Raw genomic sequence first — 24,585 nt, 5'->3', positions numbered from 1 at the left:
CATCATCAACTTAACGGCAACAGCCGGCAGAAAGGCACGAGGCCGTCCGAAAAGATTAAGTTCTTCTCAGACGGCCTCCTATCAAAGATGAGCCTAGCTCAGGCGCGTGCTCGGCTCCACCAGCCCGCACGGCGTCCAGGTGCCTTTACCTCGCCGGCAGGCGCCTCGACCACGGACAGGGCCACCTGAGGTTCCGCGGGCGCTGCCGGCTTGTCCGCGGCCTGCGTCGCCTTGGCCCTGGAGGGACGAGACGCCTTGGCCTTGGCCGGCACTTTCTTACTGGCCTCTTCCGGTTTGACAGCCGGCGTCCGCGTGCGGACGCGCCGCTTCGGCGCAGCTGCTTCCTCGCCCGTAGCCGCCGCGTCGGTGGCAACAATTGTCGCCGGCGCTTCGACTGCGGGCTCTGCCGCCGGCTTGCGAGCGCGAGCTCGCGACGGCCGGGCCCGCTTGGGCTTGGGAGCGGGCTCCTCGACCGACTGGGCTTCGACCTCGTCGGTCACGGCTGCCGCCGCAACGGGCAACTCGGACAGGATCTCGACAGGTTCGCTGCCGGCGGTCACCTCGATGATCTCCGCTGGGGGTGGCGGTGGCGGCGCATCGGCGTCTTCATCCTCCCCCTCGCTCGGCGAGAGTCCGTCCGGCAATTTGGCTGAGAAGAACGCGGGCGCCTGATCCTCGTTCTGGTCCTCGTCGAACGACAAATCAGCTTCGGACTGCATCGAGGCTGCTTCGCCACCCACACCCTCGCCGCCGCGACGACGACGACGGCGGCGACGGCGACGGCGACGGCCGCCCTCTTCGCTCTCACCCTCACTCGGGCGTGCGGCTTCCGCCGTCTCGGCACTATCAGTTGCCTCGGCTGCTTGCACTTCCTCTTCCGGTTCCTCGTCGACATATTCGACTTCATGAACGACGTGAGGAGTGGTGCGAGCGGGCGTTGCCGGCCGCGTATCGCCTTCACCCGTCGACGGCTCGCGCTTCTCCACAATCTCGACATCGATCGTGCCGGGCACCACGTGGTCGTCCGTCGCGACATAGACGCGCATCTGATAGCGCTGTTCGAGACGAACCAGCGACTCACGTTTGTGATTGAGGAGATAGAGCGCGACGGCGGACGGAATCGAGATTTTGAGAACGGTCGCCTCGCCCTTGATGCCGATCTCCTGCACTGTGCGAAGCGCCTGGAGCGCGCAACTCTCGGTGGAGCGGACGACGCCGGTGCCCTGGCAGACAGGGCAGACCTGCGTGCTCAGCTCGAGAATGCTCGGCCGGAGTCGCTGGCGCGAGAGCTCCATCAGGCCGAACATGCTGATCCGGCCGATCTGAATGCGGGCTCGGTCCGCCTTGAGCGCATCACGCAGCCGCTTTTCCACAGCCCGCTGATGCCGACCCTCCGCCATGTCGATGAAATCGATGACGATGAGGCCGGCGAGATCACGCAGCCGCAACTGCCGGGCGACCTCATCGGCAGCTTCGAGATTTGTCTTGCTTGCCGTCTCGTCGATGTGGCGCTCACGCGTCGAGCGTCCCGAATTGACGTCGATCGCGGTCAGGGCCTCCGTCGTGTGGATCACAATGGAGCCACCTGAGGGCAATTGCACCGTCGGCTGGTAAATCAGGTCGAGCTGATCCTCGACCTGATGCTTGAAGAACAGCGGCACCTCTTCCTGGTACTGCGTGATCATCTTGGCACGCGACGGCATCAGCATCTGCATAAGACGGCGCGCGTTCCGAAAGCCCTCTTCACCCTCGATGACGACTTCCTCGATATCGCGCGAGTAGAGGTCACGCAGCGCACGCTTAATGAGATCGCCTTCCTCGTAAATCAACGCCGGCGCGATGCTCTTAAGCGTCGTCTCGCGGATTTCGTCCCAAAGGCGGATCAGATACTCATAGTCTCGCTTGATCTCAGGCTTGGTCCGTTCCGCACCGGCGGTGCGAATGATCAGCCCCATGCCGGCAGGGACGTCGAGCTCGCTCGCTATCTCCTTCAGTCGTCGACGATCCTCCGCAACGGCGATCTTTCGGCTGATGCCGCCTCCCCGGGGCGTGTTCGGCATCAAGACGCAATAGCGGCCCGCCAGCGAGAGATAGGTCGTGAGAGCGGCACCTTTGTTCCCGCGCTCCTCCTTGACGACCTGCACGAGCAAAATCTGCCGTCGCTTGATTACCTCCTGGATCTTGTAACTCCGCATCAAGCGAGAGCGGCGGCGCGCCTGATCATCGAGATCGCCGATATCGTCGTCGTTCTCGCTTTCGTCCTCGGACTCGCTCTCGGCTGCGGCCTTGCGCTCATTCTCCTCGATCAGCTTACGATCGGCGGCGGGGATCTGATAATAATCGTGATGAATCTCGCTGAATGCGAGAAACCCGTGGCGGTTTCCGCCATATTCGACAAAGGCGGCCTGAAGCGAGGGCTCTACCCGCGTGATCTTTGCGAGATAGATATTACCCTTGAGTTGCCGCTTGGTCGAACTCTCGAAATCAACATCGAGTAGCTGGTTGTCCTGCATGACGACCACCCGCGTCTCTTCGGGATGTGCCGCATCGATCAACATACGCTTCGTCATCAAATAAACTCTCCGGCCGCCCGCCGCAGGTGTGCTGCGGTGCTGAACGACCATTCATAAGGGAAGCCGGCAGCCAAGCCGGCCGGACAGGCGCCATTCTCAAGAACGGCGCGCGAAGGCCGACTGCGCCGGCGATCCAGCCCATGCGAACGCATGAAGGTCGGATCGGGCAAATCGGGCCGTCAACATAGGTCGAAACGGGGTTGTGGGAGGGCGATATGACGTCAGTTCAAGCAAACTCGCCTGAGCAAGCGCCCCTGATGTCGGAAAACCCCGTCCACGATCCGCAAGATCCTGCGGTAAAGTCTTCCACGACATGTCAGACCGGCGCGCGAACGGCTTGGCCTGACCCTTTCCGGCCGGAAAGGCGCTACAGCGCGAGTACATGTCCGAGGCGCCCTCGGGCGCCTGGCGGCCGCATCTCCACGCGAATGACGCGATTTTGAACTGTCGTGCTAGACCCATCACGCGGGACGTTATAGAGCAAGACACAAGACTGCCACAATCCTTCATGCGTACAGCCAGTACGTAACCGTTCCCGACGCATTGCCCGTGCGGCGGAAGGACAAGCCAAACGGCGGTCGGAGGAGAGATTGCCATTGGAGCCGACGGCGAACCTTGCCGTCGCTGCGGCTAGCGTGCGTCCTGCCCGCATCGTGCCGTGGCGTTTAATCCTGTGCCTGTTGACCGCCCTTATCCTGATCGGGGCCGGGCCATCGGCGCGAGCGCTGACCGCTAACGGCTTCAGGTTGGGCAACCACGGGGCCAGCGGCGTGCGGATCGTCATCGAGGTAGACCGCCCAACGACCTTCAAGGTCGATGCGGTCAACGGTCCGCCTCGTCTCATCGTCGATCTGCCCGTTACCGATTTCCAGCTGCCGCAATGGATTCCGAACGCGCCCAAGCTGGCCAAAGGCTTTCGTTTTGGTCGGTTCGACACCTCACGCTCGCGTCTGGTCGTCGACATGACGAGGCCCTTTCGCGTGGTGCAAAGCTTCATGCTGCCGCCCACCGACGGGGGGCATGTCTTTCGTATCGTCATCGACGTCGAGGACGTCCGCGACATGCCGGCCACCGGCAGCCCCGGGGGCCCTCCCGTGGCGGCATTGACGCCGCCCGACCGACACGACGATGCGCCCGCCGTGCAGGGCGAAGCAAAGACACCCCTGCCACACACGCCTGTCCAGCCAAAGCCCCGCAAGAAGCCCCTCGTTGTCATCGATCCCGGACATGGCGGCGTTGATCCCGGAACGGCCGGCGTCAATGGAGTCGATGAAAAGATCCTAACCCTTAAAATGGGCCTCGAGCTTCGCCGTACACTCCTGGCGACCGGACGCTATCGTGTGGCGATGACCCGAGACAAGGATGTGTACGTGCCGCTGCGCGACCGCTTGAAGATTGCCCGGCAGAAGGGCGGCGATCTCTTCATTTCGCTGCATGCCGACAGTATCGCCAATCCGGCCACACGCGGTCTTTCGGTCTATACCCTCTCCGACAAGAGTTCGGATGCGGAGGCAGCAAAGCTGGCCGCCAACGAAAACCAGGCCGACATTCTGGCGGGCGCCGATCTCTCCTATCAAGATCCCATTGTGGCCGGCATCCTCCTGGAGCTCTCGCAACGCGGGACGATGAACGCTTCCATCGATTTCGCCGATCGGCTGGTCCAGGAATTGGGGAAGGTCACCAATCTCTTGCGCCGCACGCGTCGCTTCGCCGGCTTCGTTGTCTTGAAATCGCCGGAAATTCCGTCGGTGCTGATCGAGCTTGGCTATCTTTCAAACCGCGATGATGCCCGCCACCTCACGGAGACCAACCACCGCGCCCGACTCTGCAATGCCATCCTCAAGGGCGTTGATCATCATTTCGGTTTTACTAATTAACGCATGTTTGGATGACCCGGGAGCATCTGTCGGCTAAAGGGGGCATCCGCTTTTCCTCCCGAACAGCTTGATGGCCCCCGTAGTGCGATTTCTCATTCTCTGGCTGAGCCGCTTGGCTCTTGGCTGTTTCGGCCTCGCGCTTGTGGGTGCGGGAATCCTTGCCTACGTCATCTATTATTACGGCAAGGATCTCCCGGATCTTCAGTCCCTGGCCTCCTATGAACCGCCCACGGTCACCCGCGTTCACGCGGGCGATGGCCGCCTGCTGGCCGAATATGCCCGGGAACGGCGCATCTATGTGCCAGCCGACGCAATGCCGGCTTACGTGAAAGAAGCCTTCGTTGCCGCCGAGGACCAGAACTTTTACAGCAATTACGGGATCGACCTGACAGGTATGGTCAGGGCGTCGATCACCAATGTCGAACGGCTGATGTCCGGCCGCCGGCCACAAGGCGCGTCAACGATCACGCAGCAGGTGGCGAAGAATTTCCTCCTGAGCAACGAGCTCTCGATCTCCCGCAAGATCAAGGAAGCCATCCTCGCTCTACGGATGGAACGGGTCTATTCCAAGGATCATATCCTTGAGCTTTATTTGAATGAGATTTATTTAGGCAATAGATCCTACGGCGTAGCCGCAGCGGCCCTCAACTATTTCGACAAATCCTTGGACGAGCTCACCGTGGCCGAGGCCGCCTTCCTCGGCGGTCTTCCCCAGGCACCCTCGCGCTATGATCCGACCAGGAACCCCGACGCGGCGCTCAACCGGCGCACCTATGTGATCGGCCGCATGTTGGAAGACGGTTACATCACGAAGGCTCAGGCCGAGGAAGCCGCCAAGGAGCCCCTCAACCTCCGGCCGCGACGCAGCCGAGAGGGCGCGCGCGCCGATTTCTTTACAGAGGAGGTGCGCCGCCAACTCGTCGGCATCTACGGCGAAGCCGGATTCTACGAGGGCGGACTGTCGGTCCGCACGACGGTGCAGCCGAAGGTGCAACGCATGGCCGACCACGCTCTCAGGGACGGCTTGTTCACCCTCGACACGCGAGCCAATGGCTGGCGCGGGCCCGTGGGACATCTCGATCTGGGATCGACGCCCGACTGGGCGGCCGCTGTCGACAGCTTTGATGCAGGGTTCGAGCTGATGGACTGGCAGGCCGCCGTCGTCCTGGACACGAAGGGCGATGCTGCCACGATCGGGCTGGAGGACGGTTCCAAATCCTCGCTGTCCTTTGCGGACATGCGCTGGGCACGCCCCCGCGACGATAATGGCCATCTCGGCGCATCACCCCGGAGCGTGCGCGACGTTCTCAAGGTTGGCGATCTTATCGTCGTGGAGCACGAGGGCGAAGGTGCAAATGCTCATTGGTCGCTCCGGCAACGACCATTGATCGAAGGTGCGTTGGTCGCACTCGATCCCAACACGGGCCAAGTCCTGGCGCTCACGGGCGGCTTCAGCTTTCGCCAAAGCTGGTTCAACCGGGCAACCCAAGCCTGGCGCCAGCCTGGCTCCTCCTTCAAGCCTTTCGTCTATCTGGCGGGCCTCGAATCGGGCATGACGCCATCGACGATCATTTTGGATGCACCAGTCTCAGTCTACCAGGGTCCGGGACTTCCACTCTGGCAGCCTGAGAACTTCGAGCGCAGTTTCTACGGCCCGGCGACGTTGCGCCTCGGACTCGAGAAGTCGCGCAACCTGATGACCGTCCGCCTGGCACAGCAGATAGGAATGGAGAAGGTCCGCGACGTCGCCCATCGCTTCGGCGTCGATCACAAACTGGGCCTCAACCTCGCAGCCGCACTAGGCTCGAACGAGGTAACCCCGCTCTCGATGGCGGCGGCCTACGGAATGATCGTCAATGGTGGCCACAAGATCGAACCCTATCTAATCGAGCGTATCCAGGACCGGCATGGGCGCACGATCATGAAGCGCGACCATCGCACCTGCGAACAATGTCTTGCGGCCAGTTGGGATAACGGTTTGCCGCCCGACGTCCCCGATGACCGCCCGCAGGTCGAAGATCCGCGCATCGCCTACCAGATGGTCTCACTCCTTCAAGGTGTGATCGAACGCGGAACGGGTCGTGCCGCAAATGCGTTGGGCCGCCCGCTGGGTGGCAAGACCGGCACGACGAATGACAGCAAGGACGGGTGGTTCGTTGGCTTTTCGCCTGACCTCGTAGCCGCGGTCTATGTCGGCTACGACCAGCCCCGCAGCCTCGGCAGTCGAGCCCAGGGCGCTACCGTGGCGCTGCCTATCTGGATGGATTTCATGGGGAACGCCCTCAAGGACGTGCCGCCGGCGCCCTTCCGCACGCCGCCCGGCCTGCAGTTCGTCAATGTCGATGCAACGACAGGCCGGTTACCCGGTGACAACACGCAGAACATCATTCGCGAGGCCTTTCTGCCTGGCACCGATCCAGGTCATCACAGCCAGCCGATCGTCGGTAACTTCACGACAACCACAGGCGACGGCGGGCCAGATGTAAATCAGGGCAGTGGCGACGCCGACGGCACCGACGGTGGCGATGGCGGGGTTGGCAGCGGCGGTAATGGGGGCGCCGCGAGCGATCCTCACGCCCCCTCGATCGGCGGGCTTTACTGAGACTTGCGACGGCCTGTCCCTATTGAGGCGCAAGGCCAGAGGGCTTACTTGCGCCTTAACTCCTAGAACGCGATTGAGGATCTATCGACATGCGCGCCGAAGTATCGAACTTGGTGGCTCCCATCGAAGATGGGCTCCTCTTACTCCGGAGGCATCTTTGACTGGGAACCTGCCCTTCTAAAGCTCGATGAGCTGAACAGCCTGATCGAGGATCCGAAGCTCTGGGACGACACGGAGCGCGCGCAGAACCTGATGCGCGAACGCACGCAGCTTGCCGATGCCGTGGATCGGCAGCGCGCCATGGAGCAGCGCCTGCAGGACGCCATCTCCCTCACCGAAATGGCTGAGGAAGAGGGCGACGACGCGACCGTGCGCGAGATCGTCGCCGACCTCGAGGATTTGAAAGCGCAAATCGAGAAGCTGCAATTGCAGAGTCTGCTCTCGGGTGAGGCCGACGGCAATGACTGCTTTCTCGAGGTCAATGCCGGCGCCGGCGGCACGGAATCCTGCGACTGGGCCGAAATGCTGTTGCGCATGTATCTGCGCTGGGCCGAGCAGCATGGTTGCAAGATTGAATGGGTCGAGGAGAGCGAGGGCGAGGGCGCCGGCATCAAGTCGGCAACGATCAAGATCATCGGGCCAAATGCCTATGGCTGGCTGAAGACCGAGGCCGGCGTCCATCGACTCGTTCGCATCTCGCCGTTCGACAGTCAGGCAAGGCGCCATACCAGCTTTGCCTCGGTCTGGGTTTTCCCCGTCATTGATGACCGCATCGAGGTCACGATCGACGAGAAGGACCTGAAAATCGACACTTACCGAGCTTCGGGCGCCGGTGGCCAGCACGTGAATCGGACCGACTCCGCCGTACGTATCACGCATATGCCGACGGGCATCGTCGTTGCCTGCCAGAACGACCGCTCGCAGCATCGCAATCGTGCTCAGGCCATGGACATGCTCCGGGCGCGACTCTATGAGCGCGAACTGCAGATCCGCCGCGCCGAAAGCGATGCGATCGAGGCCACCAAGACCGATATCGGCTGGGGGCATCAGATCCGCTCCTACGTCCTGCATCCCTACAAGATGGTGAAGGATCTGCGCACGAGCGTGGAAACCAGCGACACCCAAGGCGTTCTCGACGGCGATCTCGACCGCTTCCTCGAAGCCTCATTGGCACTGGATGCCGGCAGCAAGCGCGTCGAGGAGGACGCTTGAGCAAATGTACGCCTGGGGCTTTACCCCCCGGCCATGCAACCATGCTCCGTCCGTCCGGTTCGGACTAGCGACGATTGACACGGTAAGGAGGGCATTGGATGGCGGCGCGCACGGTGACTGGCCGGAAAGTCCGCTACGGGGTTGTCGGTGGAGGCTGGATCTCGCAGCAAGCGTTCATGCCGGGCGTGGGTCAGACGGACAATTCCGAGATGACAGCCCTTATCACGGGCGATCCGGAGAAGGCCGACCGGCTCGCGAAACGCTACGGACTTAAGAGCTTCAGCTACGATCAGTTCGCGGAATGCTTAGCTAGCGACGCTGTCGATGCGCTCTATGTCGCTACGCCGAATTTCCGCCATACCGAATTCGTCGTGCCCGCGCTCGAGGCAGGCGTTCATGTGCTGCTCGAGAAGCCCATGGCGACGAGCGAGGCCGATTGCCGCTTGATGATCGAGGCAGCGGAGCGGTCCGGCGCGCGGCTCATGATCGCCTATCGTCTCCACTTCGAACCGGCGACCGTGGAGGCGTTTACCCGGATAAGATCCGGCGAATTCGGTGCCCCCCGCATCTTTAGCTCAACCTTCGGCCAGTACATCAAGGCCTCCAATCATCGGGCGTCGAGCGGCTACTGGGCAGGCCCTGTCGCCGATCTCGGTCCCTATCCGATCAATGCCGCCCGCCATTTCTTTGGCAAGGAGCCTATCGAGGTGCGAGCGATCGGCGCGCGGACGCGCGATCTCGGTTTTGACGACATTGTGCAGGTGGCGCTCAAGTTCGGACCCGGCGAGATCGCCCAGTTCACCCTCGATTATAGTGGCCCAGCCTACAACGATTATCGCCTCATCGGTACGAAGGGCGATATCCACATGCAACCGGGCTATGCCTTCGGCGCGGCGAGCGGCCTCGGCTATACGGCGACGCTAGGAGGCGACATCCGGCGTCACAACCATCCCATCACCGATCAGTTCGGCGGCGAGACGGCCTATTTCTCCTCCTGCATCATTGAAGGCCGGGATCCTGAACCGGATGGCGAGGACGGAATGCTCGATGTACGCGTCATCGCGGCCATCGAACGCGCGCTCTCAACCGGCGAAACCCAGTCTCTCGAACCCCTTGCGCGTCGAAAGCATATCCAGGCGGATCAGGCCTATACGCTCCCACTCGCGCCTATGCCGGACATGATCAATGGCGAACCCCCGGCCTGAAGGCAGTGGGCAGACTTAAAAGACGGGCAGCGAGACGAACCGGCCGAGACGGACTGCCGTCAGCCCTGGGCGGGGCAGATTGGTCGGCATAACCAGCACACATGCATCGTATGGCGTCCGGATCATACGACCGGCCTCGTGGGCGATGACGGTCCCCGACTCGTCGATAACTTCCAAATCGCCAAAGGGGCGCACGAAGGCAAAGTCGGTCGAGGTCACTGTGACGACGTCCGTCACCTCGACAAGGCGCTGATTTTGCCCCGGCGGCACGCTGCCCGAAAATGCCCCGGCACTCTCATCGTCGATCGACCCCACGACTTGCAGAAAGCGGATCGAGATGTCGAAAGCGGTGCGTGCGGTCGATCGCGCCCAATGCTGCCCGGCCTCAAGGAGGACAGCGGCCGGCCGTCCCTCCCCTTCTGCCGAGTTGGCCCAGTCGATGAGACGCCGGCCGTCTTCATGGCCCCGATCAGCGACGACGACGGACGGGGCCCCCACGCGCGCGGCGAGTTCCCGACCCGCAGCGCCCCAACCAGAAAGCATGAGCGGCACCGTACCTGAGTACATGGAATGGAGGTCCAGGACGAAGTCGGCACGCTCGAGGATCGGCAACAATTCGCGGGCTCGCCGACGCTCACATGTCAATGCTGGCCGTTGATATAGCCGATCATCCCAGAGCCTGTTCATATCCTCATCAACGAACCGTGAGTTTCTCGGCCGCGCCGGATCGAAGCGTTCAAATGCAGCCACGTTAGCAAAGATGAGCGAGAGACTGCCTGCGTTTGGGCGAAGTCCACCCTCGAGCATGCGGGTCAAAGCAAGGGCACCGGAAATCTCGTTGCCGTGAAGAAGGGACAAGATCACGACATCCGGCCCCTCTAACGCGCCGGTGAATGTCCATACATGGGGAATACCCGTATTGCCGGTCCGCCATGGTCGCAGATCGGGTGGTGCGAGCTCGATCGGCGGGGCGACATTCACCGGCACAGCCTTTGGACCAGTTCGTCGAGAAAGTGATCGCAACGCCCGAGCTGCCCGACAGTGATCCACTCATCCGGCTTGTGGGCGACATCAATGCTTCCCGGCCCGCAGACGCAGACGTCAATGCCACTTTGCGCAAAAAGTCCCGCCTCGGTGCCATAAGAGACCTTGGCGGGCTCGTCGCCACCGGTCAGGTCGCGGACCGTACGCACAATCATGCTCTGCTCAGGCGCCTGGAAACCAGGATAGCGCAGGAGTTCGGTGAACCGAATATCGCACTCTTCGGCCTGGGCGCTCATCGCAGGAAGAACCTGCTCACTGACTAACCGTTGCACGCGGGCAACCTCATCGCGCGGGTCAGTGCCGGGGAGTGCCCGCACCTCGAATTCGAACCTGCAACGATCCGGCACGATATTGATCTGTGAGCCGCCCTCGATGCGCCCGACATTGAGGGTGGTCCAAGCCGGTTCGAAGCCAGCGGCGAAGGGTCCTTCCGCCTGGAGCTCGGCCGCCCGCGATGCGAGGGCGGCAATCAGCTGCGCGGCTGCAAAAACCGCATTGGCGGCTTTGTGGGGCAAGGCCGAATGGCCGGCGCGTCCCTTGATCTCAACGGCCATGGCAACTTTGCCCTTATGGCCATCGACCGGCTCCATCATGGTCGGTTCACCGACAATGCAGCCAAGCGGTGCTGGAAGCGTTTCGAGAAGCGCGTGGATAAGAGGTGGGGCGCCTTTACAGCCCACCTCTTCGTCGAATGAAAGCGCGAGGATAAGGGGATGGCGAAGTGATGTGGGATCGATTCGCTCGAAGAGGGCGATCGCCGCCGCGTCGAAGCCCTTCATGTCGGCAGCGCCGCGCGCGATCAGGCGATCGTCCTGCCGGCGAAGAGCGAAAGGATTGCCACTCCAGCGCTGCCCGGTGACAGGAACGACGTCGCTATGCCCGGAAAGAACGAGCCCAGGCCTATCGGTCGGCCCGATCCAAGCGAGGAGATTAGCCTTTTGCCCCTGTGGGTCGGGAAGGACACGGCACTCCGCGCCAGCCGCGCGCAACCGCCCGGCCACGAACTCGACGAGGTCGAGATTGGAGTTGCCGCTGACCGTCTCGAAGCCCACGAGTTGTTCAAGCAACTCGATCGTAACCGTCACGCGCCTTAGCCCCATACAGCGAAAAACCTACTATAGGCGTCTCTCGGGCCTCCTGTCACGGATGGTCGGACTATTGACGAAACATGGTCAAATTGCGCCACTCTCGCTAACCACAAAGGGGGTCAGCGCGTTTTTGCATCGAACTGGCATGCTAGTTCGATGCAAGGAATGGCAAAAAAGGACAACGAACATGCAACGAACGTTATGCGCCGCAGCTCTAGCCGCAGCCTCTCTCCTGGCTCCGGTAGCGGCGATGTCACAGGAGGCGGCGGGACCGGTTCAGATCTCGACAACGGCCGATCTGGCTCGCGTTTGCGATGCTGCACAAGGTCCAACCTATAGTTATCAGCGCGGCGCCTGCGATGGTTTCATCGGTGGAAGCGGCTCTCTTTACGTAAGGCTCGTAGAGAACAAGCTAGTGGCCAATTGGTCGTGCGCGCCGGCGAATGCATCCCTCGACGATGCGCGGCGCGTGTTCGTCACGTGGGCCCAGGCCAATCCCCAATATGCTAGCGAGACGGCAACGGATGGGCTTTGGCGCGCGTTAAACGCCACCTGGCCCTGTCCCAAAGCCGACGGGCCCATCGTTCCCGCGCCGTCATCCATCGTTAAGCACAAAACGGTGAAACCCTGATCGCGCGCCCGGAACGTCCCCAACGACTACCCGTTTTCGAGTGAAAACCGGGCAGCTCCTTCTCGAATGGAGAAATCGATGAAAACCCAGATGTGTCGCTCAATACCTCGCGCCCTGGGAGCTCTCGTCCTCGTGGCGACGCTGGGACTGAGCGCTTGCGAGGTCAACCGAGAGACGGGCAGCCGAACACTGACCGGCGCCGCCGTCGGCGCTGGCGCTGGTGCGGTCACCGGCCTCATTACCGGCGATTTCCTCGGCAAGGCAGCAACGGGCGCCGCCGCGGGCGCCGCCGGCGGCTTCATCTACGACCAGATCCAAAAGCGGTAGCAGCCTTGGCCGGAATATCCGATCGCCTTGTCGGACAATCCGGCCTAATTCGCGACGTCGAAAGAGGGAATGGTCACGCCGATGAGATCGCCCTCGTCTACAAGCGCCGCCAAGGCGTCCTCGTTAAGCCCGTCTGTCCCCGCCGGTCGGACGGGAAGGACCATCCAGCGATAGTCGGCCGTGCTGTCGACAACGCGGATACGCGTCGTCGACGGCAGTGCTGTTCCCCAACTCTTGAGCACGGCGCGTGGCTCGCGTACCGCCCTCGCCCTGTAAGCCGGGGATTTGAACCAGAATGGCGGATAGCCCAGGACGGCACGCGGATAACAGGAGCAGAGCGTGCAGACCACCAGATGGTGCAGGTCCGACGTGTTCTCGAGGACGCCGAGGGGGGGCACTCCGCGCATCATGATGCCGATCGATTCGGCAGCCTTCGATCCATCCGCCAGCAGCAATTGACGAAAGGCCGGATCAAGCCAGGCCTTGGCAACCAGCCGTGCGCCAAGCCGCGGCGAGGCCTCGTCGGTGATCGCGATACGCTCTGCGATCTCACTTGCACTGACGTGACCCTTTTCCGCCAGGAGCTCGACCACAGCGGTTAACAGCCGTTCCTCTTCGAAAGACTGCATCACGCCTCCTCGACAAGCCAATGATCAAAGATCTCGACCAGGATATCGGCCGGCTCGGCATCCACCCATAGATCGGCGCTGGCAAACATCACATGATAGAGTGCGCGCCGCTGGGCAGGACGGTTGAAAGCCAGTTGCTCCGGATCGGCGAACTCGCCGAGATAGCGGACGATCTTCCCCCTACGCCCGCGAAGATAATGCGGGGTGCGAATATGCGCGGGTCCCTGCCTCTCCGGCCAGCGATCGTCGACGCGAACGCGTGAGCCGACGTCTAGAGTCATGGGCCCTGCGTCCTCAAGCGCTCCTCGAGTTCCGCTTCACTGATCACCCCTCGCCGGATCAGCGTGACGGCGATCGACCGGATCCACCGTTGGTAATAACCAAGCCGATCGTATTGATCGGCCGGCAATGCCTCGATGCCACGCCGCAATTCATCGACCGTCAATAACCCTTTGACGGCCAAGATCTGCCGAAGAGCGTCGACCTGCCTATCGAAATCGGTCAATTCGTGGTCGCTCAGGTCAATGTCGTCGCAGTAGAACTGCTTCACGCCCCCCATATCGTGGCGGGCCGGCCTCTTGCCATCCTCGTCCATCGTCGGCCTCCCGGACTGCTCCTAGCCCAATACGTTGGCCTGGCTCACAAACTTGGTGGCAAGATAAGCCTCCATCGCTTCCAGGCCCCCCTCAGAGCCGTAACCCGAATCCTTGACGCCGCCGAACGGATTTTCCGGCAGGGCCAAGCCGTGGTGGTTAATGGATATCATGCCACTCTCGATCGATGCACCCAGCCCCTGCGCAATCGAGGCCGAGCGCGTATAAGCATAGGCAGCGAGGCCATAAGGAAGCCGATTGGCCTCCTCCACGGCGTCTTCGAACGCCTTGAACGGCCGGATAAGGGCAACGGGACCGAAGGGCTCCTCGTTCATCGCCCGTGCATCCAGCGGCACGTCCGTGATGACGGTCGGCGCATAAAAATATCCCTCATTGCCGATACGCCGGCCGCCGGTGCGAACCTTGCCGCCTTTGCCGCGTGCGTCTTCGACCAAGCCCTCCACGGCATCGACACGGCGCGCATGGGCAAGCGGTCCCATTGTCGTTCCCTCGACTAGCCCATTGCCGACCTTGAGCGCTTCAGCAGCCTGAGTGAAACGGTCGACGAAAGTCTCGTAGACCTTCTCTTGAATGAGAAAGCGGGTCGGTGCGATGCACACTTGGCCGGCGTTGCGGAACTTGTTGGCGGCCAGGATCGAGACGGCGGCATCGATATCCGCGTCGTCGAAGACGATGGCGGGTGCGTGGCCCCCAAGCTCCATGGTCACGCGCTTCATATGCTCGCCAGCGAGCGCCGCCAGCTTTTTGCCAACTGCAGTGCTGCCCGTGAACGAAATCTTGCGGATGATCGGATGCGGGATCAGGTAGCCCGAAATCTCCGCCGGCGTCCCGAAAACGAGGTTGAGAACGCCCGCCGGCACGCCCGCATCGGTAAAGGCCTGAACCAGCGCGGCACAGGATGCCGGCGCCTCCTCGGGACCTTTCAGAATGACGGAGCAACCTGCCGCGAGCGCGGCGGCCGCCTTGCGGACCGCCTGGCTGATGGGAAAATTCCACGGTGTGAATGCCGCCACAGGACCGACTGGCTCCTTGACGACGAGCTGATAAATCCCCGGTGCCCGCGCGGGCACCACGCGACCATAGGCACGCCGGCCCTCCTCGGCGAACCAGTCAATGATGTCGCCGCTGGCCATCGTCTCGAGCCTGGCCTCGGCGAACGGCTTGCCCTGCTCTTGCGTCATCAGTCGGGCGATGTCGTTCGCTCGCTCGCGCATGAGATCAGCTGCCTTGCGCAATATCTTGGAGCGCTCATACGCCGATACCCGTCGCCACGCCTCAAAGCCGCGGCTCGTCGAGACCAATGCCTTGTCCAGATCGGCGATCCTGGCATGGGCCAGGCGTCCCAGTTCCTCACCCGTGGCCGGGTTGAGGACAGGTAGCGTCTCGCCGGCCTCCGCCTTCGTCCATTGGCCATCGATGAACAAGAGAACGTCGGCATACATGAGCAAGGCTCCGGACAATGAGGGTGGTGCGGTCACCTGCGACGTGGCCGCTGGCCGGTAGGGACGTCAAAGCTGATACACCCGGGCCGGCAATATGGGCTAGAGCCTGACATGCTACGGTAACCTTGGCCGCAGCGAATTCCGGCTTTCTGCTGCACCGCCCGTCGGCAAGCACAGAAAACGGGCCGCGGGCGACCTTCGCACCTCGGCGGCTTACTTATGCGACTTCAGTCGGTCGAGACGGAGGCGTTCCCGGTCGTCAGTGAGCCAGCGCATCGTCAGCAACGTCGTCACCAGCGCGGCGATGCCGCTGCTGCCACCCAGCAAAAACATCAGCAAGATCTGGTATTTTACGGCTTCAACAGGATCCAGCCCGGCCAGAATCTGACCGGTCATGGTCCCGGGAAGCGTGACGAGGCCAGCGGCCGCCATCTGATTGATGATTGGGACCATGCCTCGCCGGAGGGCCTGGCGAAGAAGGGGACCCATGGCCGTCTTAAATCGGATCCCCAGGCAGAGCTGCGCCTCGATTGCGGCTGCCCTCTGAACAGCAGCGTCGAGCAGGCTGTCCATGGACAGGCTGGCAGCGTTAAGCACACTGCCCATGATGATCCCGGTGAGTGGAATGACGTAGCGCGCGTCGAGTATCGGCTCGGGACGGATGGCGGTGAGGAGAGCCAGCATGCTGGTCAGCGATGTGGCGACGAACACCGAGATCGTGCCGATCAACAGGTTCCCACCTCGGCTCAGGCGACGTTCCGGCCGGACCGCCACTTCGCGTGCCGCGCTCAAGGCCATGACGACAAGCACGGCCAGCGTCAGGGCGGGTGACGCAAGGGCAAAGACGGACTTGAGAATGTAACCGACCAGGAGGAGCTGAATGACCATGCGGCTGGCGGCAACGACGATCTGCTTGTGCAGCCCCAGGCCCAGCACCACCGACAACAGTCCGTCCACGACGATGAGGAGGGAAGCCGCGGCCAGATCGAACGGTGTGAGCGAGATAGGTGTCACGCTGGCTGCAGCCCGGCTGCCGTCAAGACAAGCCTGCAGTCACCCAGGCGATCGGCCAAGGCGCTGTCATGTGTCACTAGGATGATCCCCAAGCCTGCTGTCAGGTTGTCACGCAGGAGGCCCTCGACCTTAGCCGTGCTCTCCGGATCGAGGGCCGCCGTGGGCTCGTCCAAAAGGAGGACCGCCGGCTTACGCGACAACGCGCGAAGCAGAGCAAGCCGCTGTCGCTCACCCGTCGAGCATCGCTCCGCCGTCCGCCCGGCCAAGTCCGGCGACAACCCCAGCCGGTCCGCCAGATCGCCCGGATATTCTACGAAATGTGCTGCCACGGTCTCTGCCCACCACGCAGGCTCGGCTGGACAATAGACCACGCTCGAACGCCATTTGCACGGCGCGTAGGTCCGGGCCTCGCGCCCCGCCAGATGAATCTGGCCCTCATAAGGGTCGAGATCGGCTAGCCGACGCAGCAATGTCGATTTGCCGCTGCCGGAAGCACCTGTAATCGCTAGGCAACTGCCCGAGCGTAAAGCCAGGGAGGCCTGGCCCCCGTGTCGATCAACAATCTGGGCGGCAAAGAGCACATCCTGCCCTACCATTGCATGATCCGTCGCTCGTGATTGACTAGACAATGGGTCTAGGCGCCCCGGAGCGCGCTCTCAACATGACGCGCCATGCGGCTTCCTCAGTCCTCAGGGTTCGATTGCGACGTTGTCGGCCACGACCGCCCCCCGGGCACCCATCGGTTTTGCCGGTGGCTTCGTCGAATCGCGAGCCGTCTGATGCTCGATCTCCGCATTAAGTTCGGCACCGGTCAAGACAATCACCGATGAAATCCACATCCAAGTCATGAAGCCGATCACCGTCCCCAGGGAGCCGTAGGTCCGATCATAGGTGCCAAACTTACTCACGTACCATGAGAAGCCGATCGAGACGAGGATCCAGGCCGAGGCTGCCAGAACGCTGCCTGGGGTGATCCAGCGCCATGTGGCATGATTGCGACTTGGTCCATAGCGATAGATGACAGCCAGGACGAAGACGATCACGACGAAGAGGAGCGGCCATCGGCCAATGCGTAATAGGAGATCGTTCGAATTGCGCAGGCCGACAAAGTCGAGCGCAATAGGCAGCCCAACAATCACTGCCAACGCCACCAGGACGAAGGCCAGACCCGCGATGGTGAAAAAGAGAGTGAGGAGGTTGAGCTTGAAAAAACCGCGCTTCTCCATTTCCCCATAAGTGACGTTCAATCCGTCGAAGATCGCCTTCGTGCCTGCATTGGCGCTCCAAAGGGCAAGGAGAAGGCCGAAGGCAAAAGCGAAACTCAGATGGTCAGTTGGCTGACTGCTGATCCGACGCATCTGGTCGGCGAGAATGTCCGTAGCCCCGGCGGGGAGAAAGCCGCCCACCAAATTGAGATGCTGGGCCATTGCCCCGGCATCAGTGAACAGACCATAGATCGAGACGAGCGCTGTGATGGTCGGGAAGAGTGCCAGCAGACTGAAAAAGGCGACGCCCGCTCCGACCGCGAGCACGCGATCATCCTGGATCTCCCTGACCGTTCGCCAAGCGATATCCAACCAACCGCGCGGTGGAATTTCGAGGGGATTGCGTGCTTCTCGGCCTCGAATTTCATCTTGGGGAGGGTCAACACTTACCTTCTGCGAAGGCACGTCAGTTGCGAGCAGGCCGCAGCAATAAAGCGCGCCGATCCCAAGCATCGCCGTCAGACTGATCGCCTTACAGATCCGCCCATTCATCCGCTGGATCCCACCGTTCGGATCATGAGGTGCCACATGAGCGTTCAAACAGTGGATTTGCTCCAAGGTTTCGGCTTGCTTGGCGAGGTCAAGCTGAATGCCGATGTGCTAGAGCCTGGCCAACGCCTCAAGCCGGCGGAGCAAGCGGTTCCGAGCGTCGATAAACACATCGCGATCCGAGGATGTCGACGAACAATCAATCGCGCGGACGACGTCGTTGAGCAGCACGCGCATCTGCTCATAGTGAATATCGACATGCTCTCGCGTTGAGGCATCGCGCGTGGGCGCGGGCTCCTCAACGAACGGCTCCGTTCCTTCCATAACCTTCCGCTCGCATCCAAGCGGCTTGTAAGGTACGCGGTTGCGAAACGAAGCGCGCCTCGCGTGGCGCTGCAACTGCATCACCCTGCCTCAACGGTAGAGCCGAGAATCGAGACATGGCGGACCGAATAGTAAATGCGTCGAACCGTCCGGCCAATGCCGTTGCGCCTTACGCAGCGGTCATAATCGCTCATTTGATCGCCTCTCCATCCCCAACTCCGCTCAAGCTAGCGATCGAAAGGTGAGCGAGCGCGCAAAAAAAACGTGAAAATGGAGAACACTGCCTCCGCCTACATGCCGCCAGGATAATTCGGACCGCCACCGCCCTCCGGCGTCACCCAGTCGATGTTCTGAGTGGGGTCCTTGATGTCGCAGGTTTTGCAGTGGACGCAATTTTGGGCATTGATCTGCAGGAGTGGCCGCCCATCCTCCGCGCCGACCGCTTCGTAGACGCCAGCAGGGCAGTATCGGCTTTCCGGCGAGCTATAAAGATCGAGATTAATGTTCAGCCAGCGGGCATCGTCCTTCAAACGGAGATGAACGGGCTGGTCTTCCTCGTGATTCGTGTTGGAGATGAAAACCGAGGACAACCGATCGAACGTCAGTTGGCCATCGGGCTTGGGATAGTCGATCCGAGGTGCATCGGCGGCTTTGCGAAGCGAGGTATGGTCCGGATGATGCCCGAAAGTCCAAGGTGCCTTGCCGCGCAGGACGTAGGTGTCAAACGCCCCATAGGCCATGGCCGGCAGGAGGCCCCAGCGAAAAGCAGGCCTGATATTACGCACGGCACGTAATTCGTCCCACAACCAGCTGGCCTCGAGTAACCTTGGATAAGCCTCCAGCGACGGGCCGACGGCATCGTCAGCCAATGCTGCGAAGGCGGCCTCGGCGCAGACCATGCCGGATTTCATCGCCGTATGCGTGCCCTTGATCTTGGGCACGTTCAGGAAGCCGGCCGTATCACCGACGAGGGCACCGCCGGGAAAAACCAATTTGGGTATAGCCTGGAATCCCCCCTCCGATAGAGCGCGAGCGCCATAGGCGATGCGTCTGCCGCCTTTGAAGATCGGGCTAATCGATGGATGAGTTTTGAAGCGCTGCATCTCCTCGAAGGGAGAAAGCCAGGGATTGGAGTAGTCGAGGCCAACGACATAGCCGACCGAGAGCAGATTCTCGCCGAACATGTACATCCACGAGCCGCCATAAGTGGAATGATCGACGGGCCAGCCTACCGTATGGACAATCCGCCCCGGCGCATGCAGCGCAGGATCGATCTCCCACAGCTCCTTGATTCCAAGGCCGTAGGTCTGAGGTGACACCCCCTGCCGCAGGTCATAGCGTTCCATCAACCGTTTGGTCAGCGAGCCGCGACAGCCTTCGGCGAAGATCGTCAGGCGTCCGTGCAGTTCCATGCCCGGCTGAAAGTTCGGACCGGGCGTACCGTCCTTGTGCACGCCCATGTCGCCGGTTTGGACACCTTTCACCCTGCCATCGGCGTCGTAGAGCACGTCGGCTGCGGCGAAGCCGGGATAGATCTCGACGCCTAGCTCCTCGGCTTGAACTCCTAACCAACGGACAAAGTCGCCGAGGCTGGCTATGTAATTACCCTTATTGTGCATCTGCGGGGGCGTCGGCAGCTGGTAGGCCCGGCTCGCCGTCAAGAAGAGGAATCGATCTTCCTTGGCGGGTGTATCGAGGGGAGCTCCCTTCGCCTGCCAGTCGGGGATGAGTTCGTTCAACGCCCGTGGTTCGATCACTGCGCCCGAGAGCGTATGGGCGCCAACCTCTGAGCCCTTTTCAATCACGCACACGGTAAGCTCACGCTCGGCTTCGATGGCAAGCTGCCGCAACCGGATGGCGGCGGCGAGACCGGCGGGCCCTGCCCCGATGATCAGCACATCGAAAGCCATCGAATCGCGCTCGACTTCGTCCATTGTCACCGTTGCCTTGCCTCCGCCGCCTTCTAAGCCGCGCGCTTCATAAAACACATCCGAGCGTTGAGCCAAATCAAACACAGATGGAGAATACGAGATACCTTCGCACGACAGTGTCACGATCCCGGGGCCTCACCACCTGTCGAGGGCCTTGCGGAAGATGTAGATTTAAAGAGAAGTCAGCGGTCAAGCCGCCGCTGGACGCGAGAAAGGGAAGACATCATGCAGGTTCAAGACATCATGACCCGCGCGGTTGTGAGCGTGAAGCCGTCCAGCACCCTGACGCAGGCAATCGCCAAGCTTCTGAGCAATGGGATAAGCGGCGTGCCGGTCGTCGATGATGACGGCAAGCTGGTAGGTATCCTTACCGAAGGCGATATGTTGAGACGCATCGAGACGTCGACCGAACCACAAACGTCGCGTCTCATGTCCTTCCTGCGCAGTACTGGCAGTCAGGCGGAGGAATTCGTCCGCACGCATAGCCGTCGCGTACGAGACATAATGACCGAGGAAGTCGAGAGCGTCGCGCCGGATGCCGACCTTGAGACTGCCGTGAACTTGATGGAGAAGAAGCACGTAAAACGGCTGCCCGTCGTGAAGGATGGCCAACTCGTCGGCATCCTAAGCCGCTCGGATCTGATCCGCGCGCTCGGCCGAAGGCTGCAGGGCGAGGATCGTGAAACGCCGCTCGCCGATGCCGAAATCAAGAAAAGATTGGCGGAGGCGCTGGATGGGCAGGTATGGTATAATGACCGTGATGTCCGTTTCGAGGTGCGAGATGGTGTCGTCACACTCGAGGGCATCGTTATCGACCAACGGACCAGGCTGGCACTTTGGGTCGCGGCAGAGAATGTTCCAGGGGTGAAGTCGGTCAACGACAAACTGACATTCGTCGATCCGCTGGCTACGTCGGGCGTCGGGATCTAAGAAGGGGCGACTTCTTGACAAAGAGCGGGCCCGCGGCATCGACGTCGATGTTATGGTAACGCGGCGCGTGGCGCCGCTATTTCAATGACGGAAGGCGCCTATCGAATGCGACGGGTTTACAGGCATGGATGATCTGGTCGGACAGCCAGAAGCCGAAAGATTGGTCTCGCGACTAAGGCCTGTAGCCCTCCTTGCCTGTCCCGCCTGCGGCACACTCCATCGTGCGCGCGGCATTCCTAGAGGCAGCGTTGCTACCTGCCGCGCCTGCCGCACGAAGCTCTTCGGCGATCGTCGCGGCAGCCTGCAGGCTGTGCTTGCGCTGAATATCGCAGCACTTGTGGCCTTTATCGCCGCCTATCTCTATCCATTCATGTCGATCACCTATGCTGGCAACACGCACACAGCAACGCTCTTCACCGGGCCCATCATGCTGGCAAAGGAAGGCATGTGGCCACTTGGCCTGCTGGTCTGTGCAGCCGCACTGATTTTCCCTGCCGGTCGCATGCTGGCTACGATCTGGGTCCTAGGGCCGCTCTCGTGCGGTTATATTCTGCCAGGCGGGCTTTTCATGCTGCGACTGATGCACGCTCTGCGCCGGTGGGCGATGCTGGAGATCCTCTTTTTGGGCGTGCTGGTTGCGTATGTGAAAATGTCGACCTGGGTCTCGATCACGCTGCAGCCAGGCATTTACGCGCTCGCCATCGTCATCATTCTCCTCGCGGCAGCGGACGCGATGTACGAGCAGCGTGCGGTCTGGGAACGGATAAGGCGGCAGAACCGATTCGAGCTCACCGGGACACCAATCGATCGGCTTGTCGCCTGCGAAAGCTGCCGCCAATTGAACGAGGTACCTGAGCGCAAGCCGCGCCTAAGCGCCTTCTGCTCGCGCTGTGCTGCTCCTCTACATATTCGAAAGCCGGCCTCGATTGCCCGCACCTGGGCTCTCGTCGTCGCCGCTGCCATTCTCTACATTCCGGCTAATTTGCTGCCGATCATGAACTGGGTCTATCTTGGCGAGAATTGGCCGGACACCATTTTTAGCGGCATCCTGGCACTCGTGGCCGCTAAGCAATTCCCGATCGCACTCCTGGTTTTCTGCGCCAGCCTCATGGTGCCGATCCTCAAACTGTGTGGTCTTGCCTGGCTCTTGATCAGCGTGCAGCGCGGCTGGCTCAACCGACGTCGCACGCGGACCTTCGCTTATACGGTGATCGAAATGATCGGCCGCTGGTCGATGGTTGACATCTTCATGATCTCCCTGCTGGTCGCCCTCGTCAATTTCGGCTCTTTATCGACCATCCAGCCGGGCCTGGGAGCGCTCTGCTTTGCCGCCGTCGTCGTCTTGACCATGCTGGCGGCAGAGACTTTCGATCCGCGCCTGATCTGGGATTCGGCTGCGGATCCAGCCGAACAGTCACGTATCTGATAGCCATTGCGACGCATCGCGATGCCTTTTAAGCGAATGCCCGCAGCCGGCCAACCAAGAGCGCGCCCGGCCGGCTGATCGCGGTCAGGAGTCCCTTTAACGCCGGACGTCGTCCGGCATGATGAGCTTGGCTTAAGGTCGCCCGGCTTGCCATACCAAGACCTTCGCATCTTTTTCCTTGTTGAGCTTGGCCGCACGCTCCCCGGCAATCTTGGCCTGCACAAGACGGGCTACGACCTGATCTTGCTGCTTGGCGGCGGCTTTTTGTCGGTGACAGCCTCGGCGACATTCGCCGACCAAAGCTGCGTCAGCTTGGCATAATCAGGCACGTTATAGCTCAGCTTTGGCGCCATCGCCGTGATCAGCTGCAAGCGTCAGGCGCTCTCTCGCAAAAGTGGATGGATGTGAGCATCAATCGCATCGACCAGAGACGGGGGTGCCTCCAGACCGAGCTTGGTTCGTCGCCAGAGCACATCGTCGGCCGTGCAGACCCACTCCTCGCGGACGAGATAGTCTATCTCCGCTGGTGTTAGGCCCGAGCCTATGTCACCACCCATGTCGTCAACGGAGCGAGCCTTGCCCACGATACGATCGGCCCGCGTGCCATAGGCACGGGCTAGCCGCAATGCGACCGGCGCTGGCAGCCATCGGTGTCTTTGCGCAAATCCGCTGGCGAATGTGAGGAGGTCGCCATTGGGCATGTCCCCGCCCGGCAAACAGGCATTTGCCGTCCAGGGAGGCGCCAGCCCGGGGATCAACGGCTCGAGTTTGGCCAGCGCGTGCTCAGCCAGACGACGGTAGGTCGTCAACTTACCACCGAAAATCGACAGCAGCGGTGCCCGGCCGCCAGGGGCATCCAGATCGAAGACGTAATCCCGTGTAACAGCGGAAGGATTGGAACTTGCATCATCATAGAGCGGGCGGATGCCCGCAAAGGACCAGACAATGGCGTCGGCCGTGATGGGCTGGGCCAAATATCGGTTCACGACGCCGCAAAGATAGTCGATTTCCGCATCGCTGATCGCAACTTCTCTTGGTGGCCCCTCCTCCGAAACATCGGTCGTGCCGATCAGGCTGTAGTGATCGCGATAAGGGATCACGAAGACGATACGCCGGTCGTCGTTCTGGAGGATGTAGGCGTGGTCGCCCTCATAGAGTCTCCGCACGACGATGTGACTGCCCTTGACCAAGCGGACGCGCGAGGGGCCATTAAACCCCAGTCCCGACTGAAGGAAGGCGGACACCCAGGGGCCGGCCGCGTTCACGAGAATGCGGCAGAAGCGTTCTTCCTTCCGGCCGCTTGCCCGGTCCTCCAAAGTCACGCGCCAATGATCGGCCTCGCGAACCGCCCCTAGGCACCGCGTACGCGTCCTGATCCTGGCACCGCGCTCACGGGCGTCGATCGCGTTGACGACCACCAGCCGGCTATCGTCGACGGCGCAATCGGCATAGGTGAAAGCCCGCTTGACCCAGGGGCGCAAAGGCGCGCCCTCAGGCGTATCCTCCAGGCAGACGGGACCAGAGCCCGGCAGGCAGCCGCGGCTGCTTAGATGATCATAGAGGAAGAGGCCAAGCCGGATTATCCAGGCGGGGCGCTGCTCCGGACTATGCGGCAGGACAAAGCGGAGGGGGGACACCAGATGCGGTGCCAGACGAAGCAACACGAGCCGCTCCTGCAACGCCTCGCGCACCAGTCGAAACTCACGGTGCTCGAGATAACGAAGGCCGCCATGAATGAGCTTGGAAGACCAAGAGGATGTGTGGCGCGCCAGATCGTCCTGTTCGACGAGCGTAACCTTCAGGCCACGACCCGCCGCATCACGGGCAATGCCGACGCCGTTGATCCCCCCGCCGACGATCAGCAAATCGTCGATTGAGGCGTCGTCGGTACTCGTTGAGGTCGGCGTACCCCTTGAGCCCACGATATTCCTGCTCCCCACTCATGGCAGATACGCCACCATC

Annotated in this window: 22 protein-coding genes; 10 read left to right on the top strand and 12 right to left on the bottom strand. The window is 61.7% G+C overall.

From position 1 onward, the window contains the following. Positions 1–98 precede the first annotated feature (98 nt). Positions 99–2,570 carry an Rne/Rng family ribonuclease gene (locus tag CFB17_RS09455; RefSeq protein WP_207761998.1) on the bottom strand — a complete coding sequence of 824 codons (2,472 nt, stop codon included), beginning with the start codon at positions 2,568–2,570 and terminating at the stop codon, positions 99–101. A 593-nt stretch (positions 2,571–3,163) separates the two neighbouring features. Between CFB17_RS09455 and CFB17_RS09450 the strand changes: the two genes are divergently transcribed. From CFB17_RS09450 to CFB17_RS09435, 4 genes are all read left to right on the top strand, one after another. Next, the gene (locus CFB17_RS09450; RefSeq protein ID WP_088561278.1) at positions 3,164–4,450 is read left to right on the top strand and encodes an N-acetylmuramoyl-L-alanine amidase; all 1,287 of its coding nucleotides are present in this window, start codon (positions 3,164–3,166) and stop codon (positions 4,448–4,450) included. A gap of 70 nt (positions 4,451–4,520) precedes the next feature. Further along, positions 4,521–7,052: a penicillin-binding protein 1A gene (locus CFB17_RS09445; RefSeq protein ID WP_088561277.1), complete on the top strand. Its 2,532-nt coding sequence runs from the start codon at positions 4,521–4,523 to the stop codon at positions 7,050–7,052. A gap of 89 nt (positions 7,053–7,141) precedes the next feature. Further along, a protein-coding gene (prfB, locus tag CFB17_RS09440) for a peptide chain release factor 2 (protein ID WP_106408566.1) occupies positions 7,142–8,264 on the top strand; the annotation gives its coding sequence in 2 pieces (ribosomal slippage) (positions 7,142–7,210 and positions 7,212–8,264; 1,122 coding nt in all). A 98-nt stretch (positions 8,265–8,362) separates the two neighbouring features. Further along, on the top strand, positions 8,363–9,469 hold the full coding sequence (locus CFB17_RS09435; protein WP_088561275.1) for a Gfo/Idh/MocA family protein: 1,107 nt from the start codon (positions 8,363–8,365) through the stop codon (positions 9,467–9,469). Between the two features lie 15 nt (positions 9,470–9,484). Here CFB17_RS09435 and CFB17_RS09430 read toward each other — a convergent pair whose 3' ends face one another. Further along, complete coding sequence (locus CFB17_RS09430) at positions 9,485–10,333, bottom strand: M14 family metallopeptidase (RefSeq protein WP_243389837.1); 849 nt, start codon at positions 10,331–10,333, stop codon at positions 9,485–9,487. Positions 10,334–10,446: 113 nt separating this feature from the next. Further along, entirely contained in the window at positions 10,447–11,598 is a 1,152-nt protein-coding gene (gene argE, locus CFB17_RS09425) for an acetylornithine deacetylase (protein ID WP_165769515.1), read from the bottom strand. Between the two features lie 61 nt (positions 11,599–11,659). Here argE and CFB17_RS20065 point away from each other — a divergent pair, with 61 nt between their 5' ends. Then, entirely contained in the window at positions 11,660–12,232 is a 573-nt protein-coding gene (locus CFB17_RS20065; protein WP_407642402.1) for a Rap1a/Tai family immunity protein, read from the top strand. Between the two features lie 78 nt (positions 12,233–12,310). After that, the gene (locus CFB17_RS09415; RefSeq protein ID WP_207761997.1) at positions 12,311–12,559 is read left to right on the top strand and encodes a YMGG-like glycine zipper-containing protein; all 249 of its coding nucleotides are present in this window, start codon (positions 12,311–12,313) and stop codon (positions 12,557–12,559) included. Positions 12,560–12,603: 44 nt separating this feature from the next. Here CFB17_RS09415 and CFB17_RS09410 read toward each other — a convergent pair whose 3' ends face one another. From CFB17_RS09410 to CFB17_RS09380, 7 genes are all read right to left on the bottom strand, one after another. Beyond that, on the bottom strand, positions 12,604–13,188 hold the full coding sequence (locus tag CFB17_RS09410; protein WP_088561272.1) for a nitrile hydratase subunit alpha: 585 nt from the start codon (positions 13,186–13,188) through the stop codon (positions 12,604–12,606). Then, positions 13,188–13,469, bottom strand: a complete 282-nt coding sequence (locus CFB17_RS19805; protein ID WP_088561271.1) for an SH3-like domain-containing protein — start codon at positions 13,467–13,469, stop codon at positions 13,188–13,190. Before CFB17_RS19805 ends, CFB17_RS09410 begins: the two co-directional genes overlap by 1 nt. Then, positions 13,466–13,783: an SH3-like domain-containing protein gene (locus CFB17_RS19800; protein ID WP_088561270.1), complete on the bottom strand. Its 318-nt coding sequence runs from the start codon at positions 13,781–13,783 to the stop codon at positions 13,466–13,468. The genes CFB17_RS19805 and CFB17_RS19800 overlap by 4 nt, the downstream gene beginning before the upstream one ends. Positions 13,784–13,804: 21 nt before the next feature. Further along, positions 13,805–15,244, bottom strand: coding sequence for an NAD-dependent succinate-semialdehyde dehydrogenase (locus tag CFB17_RS09395; protein ID WP_088561269.1), 1,440 nt, complete (start codon positions 15,242–15,244; stop codon positions 13,805–13,807). Between the two features lie 213 nt (positions 15,245–15,457). After that, the gene (locus CFB17_RS09390) at positions 15,458–16,258 is read right to left on the bottom strand and encodes an ABC transporter permease (RefSeq protein WP_088561268.1); all 801 of its coding nucleotides are present in this window, start codon (positions 16,256–16,258) and stop codon (positions 15,458–15,460) included. Beyond that, positions 16,255–16,854, bottom strand: a complete 600-nt coding sequence (locus CFB17_RS09385) for an ABC transporter ATP-binding protein (protein WP_088561267.1) — start codon at positions 16,852–16,854, stop codon at positions 16,255–16,257. The genes CFB17_RS09390 and CFB17_RS09385 overlap by 4 nt, the downstream gene beginning before the upstream one ends. A gap of 93 nt (positions 16,855–16,947) precedes the next feature. After that, complete coding sequence (locus CFB17_RS09380) at positions 16,948–17,976, bottom strand: YihY/virulence factor BrkB family protein (RefSeq protein WP_088561317.1); 1,029 nt, start codon at positions 17,974–17,976, stop codon at positions 16,948–16,950. Between the two features lie 75 nt (positions 17,977–18,051). Between CFB17_RS09380 and CFB17_RS09375 the strand changes: the two genes are divergently transcribed. Further along, on the top strand, positions 18,052–18,285 hold the full coding sequence (locus CFB17_RS09375; RefSeq protein WP_088561266.1) for a hypothetical protein: 234 nt from the start codon (positions 18,052–18,054) through the stop codon (positions 18,283–18,285). A 341-nt stretch (positions 18,286–18,626) separates the two neighbouring features. Here the strand turns inward: CFB17_RS09375 and CFB17_RS09370 are convergent, their stop codons facing one another. Continuing rightward, positions 18,627–20,270, bottom strand: coding sequence for an electron transfer flavoprotein-ubiquinone oxidoreductase (locus tag CFB17_RS09370; RefSeq protein ID WP_088561316.1), 1,644 nt, complete (start codon positions 20,268–20,270; stop codon positions 18,627–18,629). A 222-nt stretch (positions 20,271–20,492) separates the two neighbouring features. On the opposite strand from CFB17_RS09370, the gene CFB17_RS09365 reads away from it, so the two are divergent. From CFB17_RS09365 to CFB17_RS19155, 3 genes are all read left to right on the top strand, one after another. After that, positions 20,493–21,197, top strand: a complete 705-nt coding sequence (locus CFB17_RS09365; RefSeq protein ID WP_088561265.1) for a CBS domain-containing protein — start codon at positions 20,493–20,495, stop codon at positions 21,195–21,197. A gap of 124 nt (positions 21,198–21,321) precedes the next feature. Beyond that, positions 21,322–22,623: a paraquat-inducible protein A gene (locus tag CFB17_RS09360; protein ID WP_088561264.1), complete on the top strand. Its 1,302-nt coding sequence runs from the start codon at positions 21,322–21,324 to the stop codon at positions 22,621–22,623. 147 nt (positions 22,624–22,770) lie between these two features. Then, the gene (locus CFB17_RS19155; protein ID WP_165769514.1) at positions 22,771–22,944 is read left to right on the top strand and encodes a hypothetical protein; all 174 of its coding nucleotides are present in this window, start codon (positions 22,771–22,773) and stop codon (positions 22,942–22,944) included. Between the two features lie 53 nt (positions 22,945–22,997). Here the strand turns inward: CFB17_RS19155 and glpD are convergent, their stop codons facing one another. Beyond that, positions 22,998–24,545, bottom strand: a complete 1,548-nt coding sequence (glpD, locus tag CFB17_RS09355) for a glycerol-3-phosphate dehydrogenase (protein WP_207761996.1) — start codon at positions 24,543–24,545, stop codon at positions 22,998–23,000. Positions 24,546–24,585: the final 40 nt, after the last annotated feature.

It is taken from the genome of Arboricoccus pini (genome assembly GCF_900187945.1).
Lineage (GTDB): Bacteria > Pseudomonadota > Alphaproteobacteria > Geminicoccales > Geminicoccaceae > Arboricoccus > Arboricoccus pini.
This window is presented reverse-complemented; position numbering and strand designations above follow the sequence as displayed.

What these genes read in the sequence shown, in the direction of transcription:
- CFB17_RS09455 (WP_207761998.1), bottom strand. Translation starts at nt 2,570, where the DNA reads ATGACGAAGCGTATGTTGATCGATGCGGCACATCCCGAAGAGACGCGG.
- CFB17_RS09445 (WP_088561277.1), top strand. Translation starts at nt 4,521, where the DNA reads ATGGCCCCCGTAGTGCGATTTCTCATTCTCTGGCTGAGCCGCTTGGCT.
- CFB17_RS09435 (WP_088561275.1), top strand. Translation starts at nt 8,363, where the DNA reads ATGGCGGCGCGCACGGTGACTGGCCGGAAAGTCCGCTACGGGGTTGTC.
- CFB17_RS20065 (WP_407642402.1), top strand. Translation starts at nt 11,660, where the DNA reads ATGGTCGGACTATTGACGAAACATGGTCAAATTGCGCCACTCTCGCTA.
- CFB17_RS09415 (WP_207761997.1), top strand. Translation starts at nt 12,311, where the DNA reads ATGAAAACCCAGATGTGTCGCTCAATACCTCGCGCCCTGGGAGCTCTC.
- CFB17_RS09410 (WP_088561272.1), bottom strand. Translation starts at nt 13,188, where the DNA reads ATGCAGTCTTTCGAAGAGGAACGGCTGTTAACCGCTGTGGTCGAGCTC.
- CFB17_RS19805 (WP_088561271.1), bottom strand. Translation starts at nt 13,469, where the DNA reads ATGACTCTAGACGTCGGCTCACGCGTTCGCGTCGACGATCGCTGGCCG.
- CFB17_RS19800 (WP_088561270.1), bottom strand. Translation starts at nt 13,783, where the DNA reads ATGGACGAGGATGGCAAGAGGCCGGCCCGCCACGATATGGGGGGCGTG.
- CFB17_RS09395 (WP_088561269.1), bottom strand. Translation starts at nt 15,244, where the DNA reads ATGTATGCCGACGTTCTCTTGTTCATCGATGGCCAATGGACGAAGGCG.
- CFB17_RS09385 (WP_088561267.1), bottom strand. Translation starts at nt 16,854, where the DNA reads ATGGTAGGGCAGGATGTGCTCTTTGCCGCCCAGATTGTTGATCGACAC.
- CFB17_RS09380 (WP_088561317.1), bottom strand. Translation starts at nt 17,976, where the DNA reads ATGCTTGGGATCGGCGCGCTTTATTGCTGCGGCCTGCTCGCAACTGAC.
- CFB17_RS09375 (WP_088561266.1), top strand. Translation starts at nt 18,052, where the DNA reads ATGAGCGTTCAAACAGTGGATTTGCTCCAAGGTTTCGGCTTGCTTGGC.
- CFB17_RS09370 (WP_088561316.1), bottom strand. Translation starts at nt 20,270, where the DNA reads ATGGACGAAGTCGAGCGCGATTCGATGGCTTTCGATGTGCTGATCATC.
- CFB17_RS09365 (WP_088561265.1), top strand. Translation starts at nt 20,493, where the DNA reads ATGCAGGTTCAAGACATCATGACCCGCGCGGTTGTGAGCGTGAAGCCG.
- CFB17_RS09360 (WP_088561264.1), top strand. Translation starts at nt 21,322, where the DNA reads ATGGATGATCTGGTCGGACAGCCAGAAGCCGAAAGATTGGTCTCGCGA.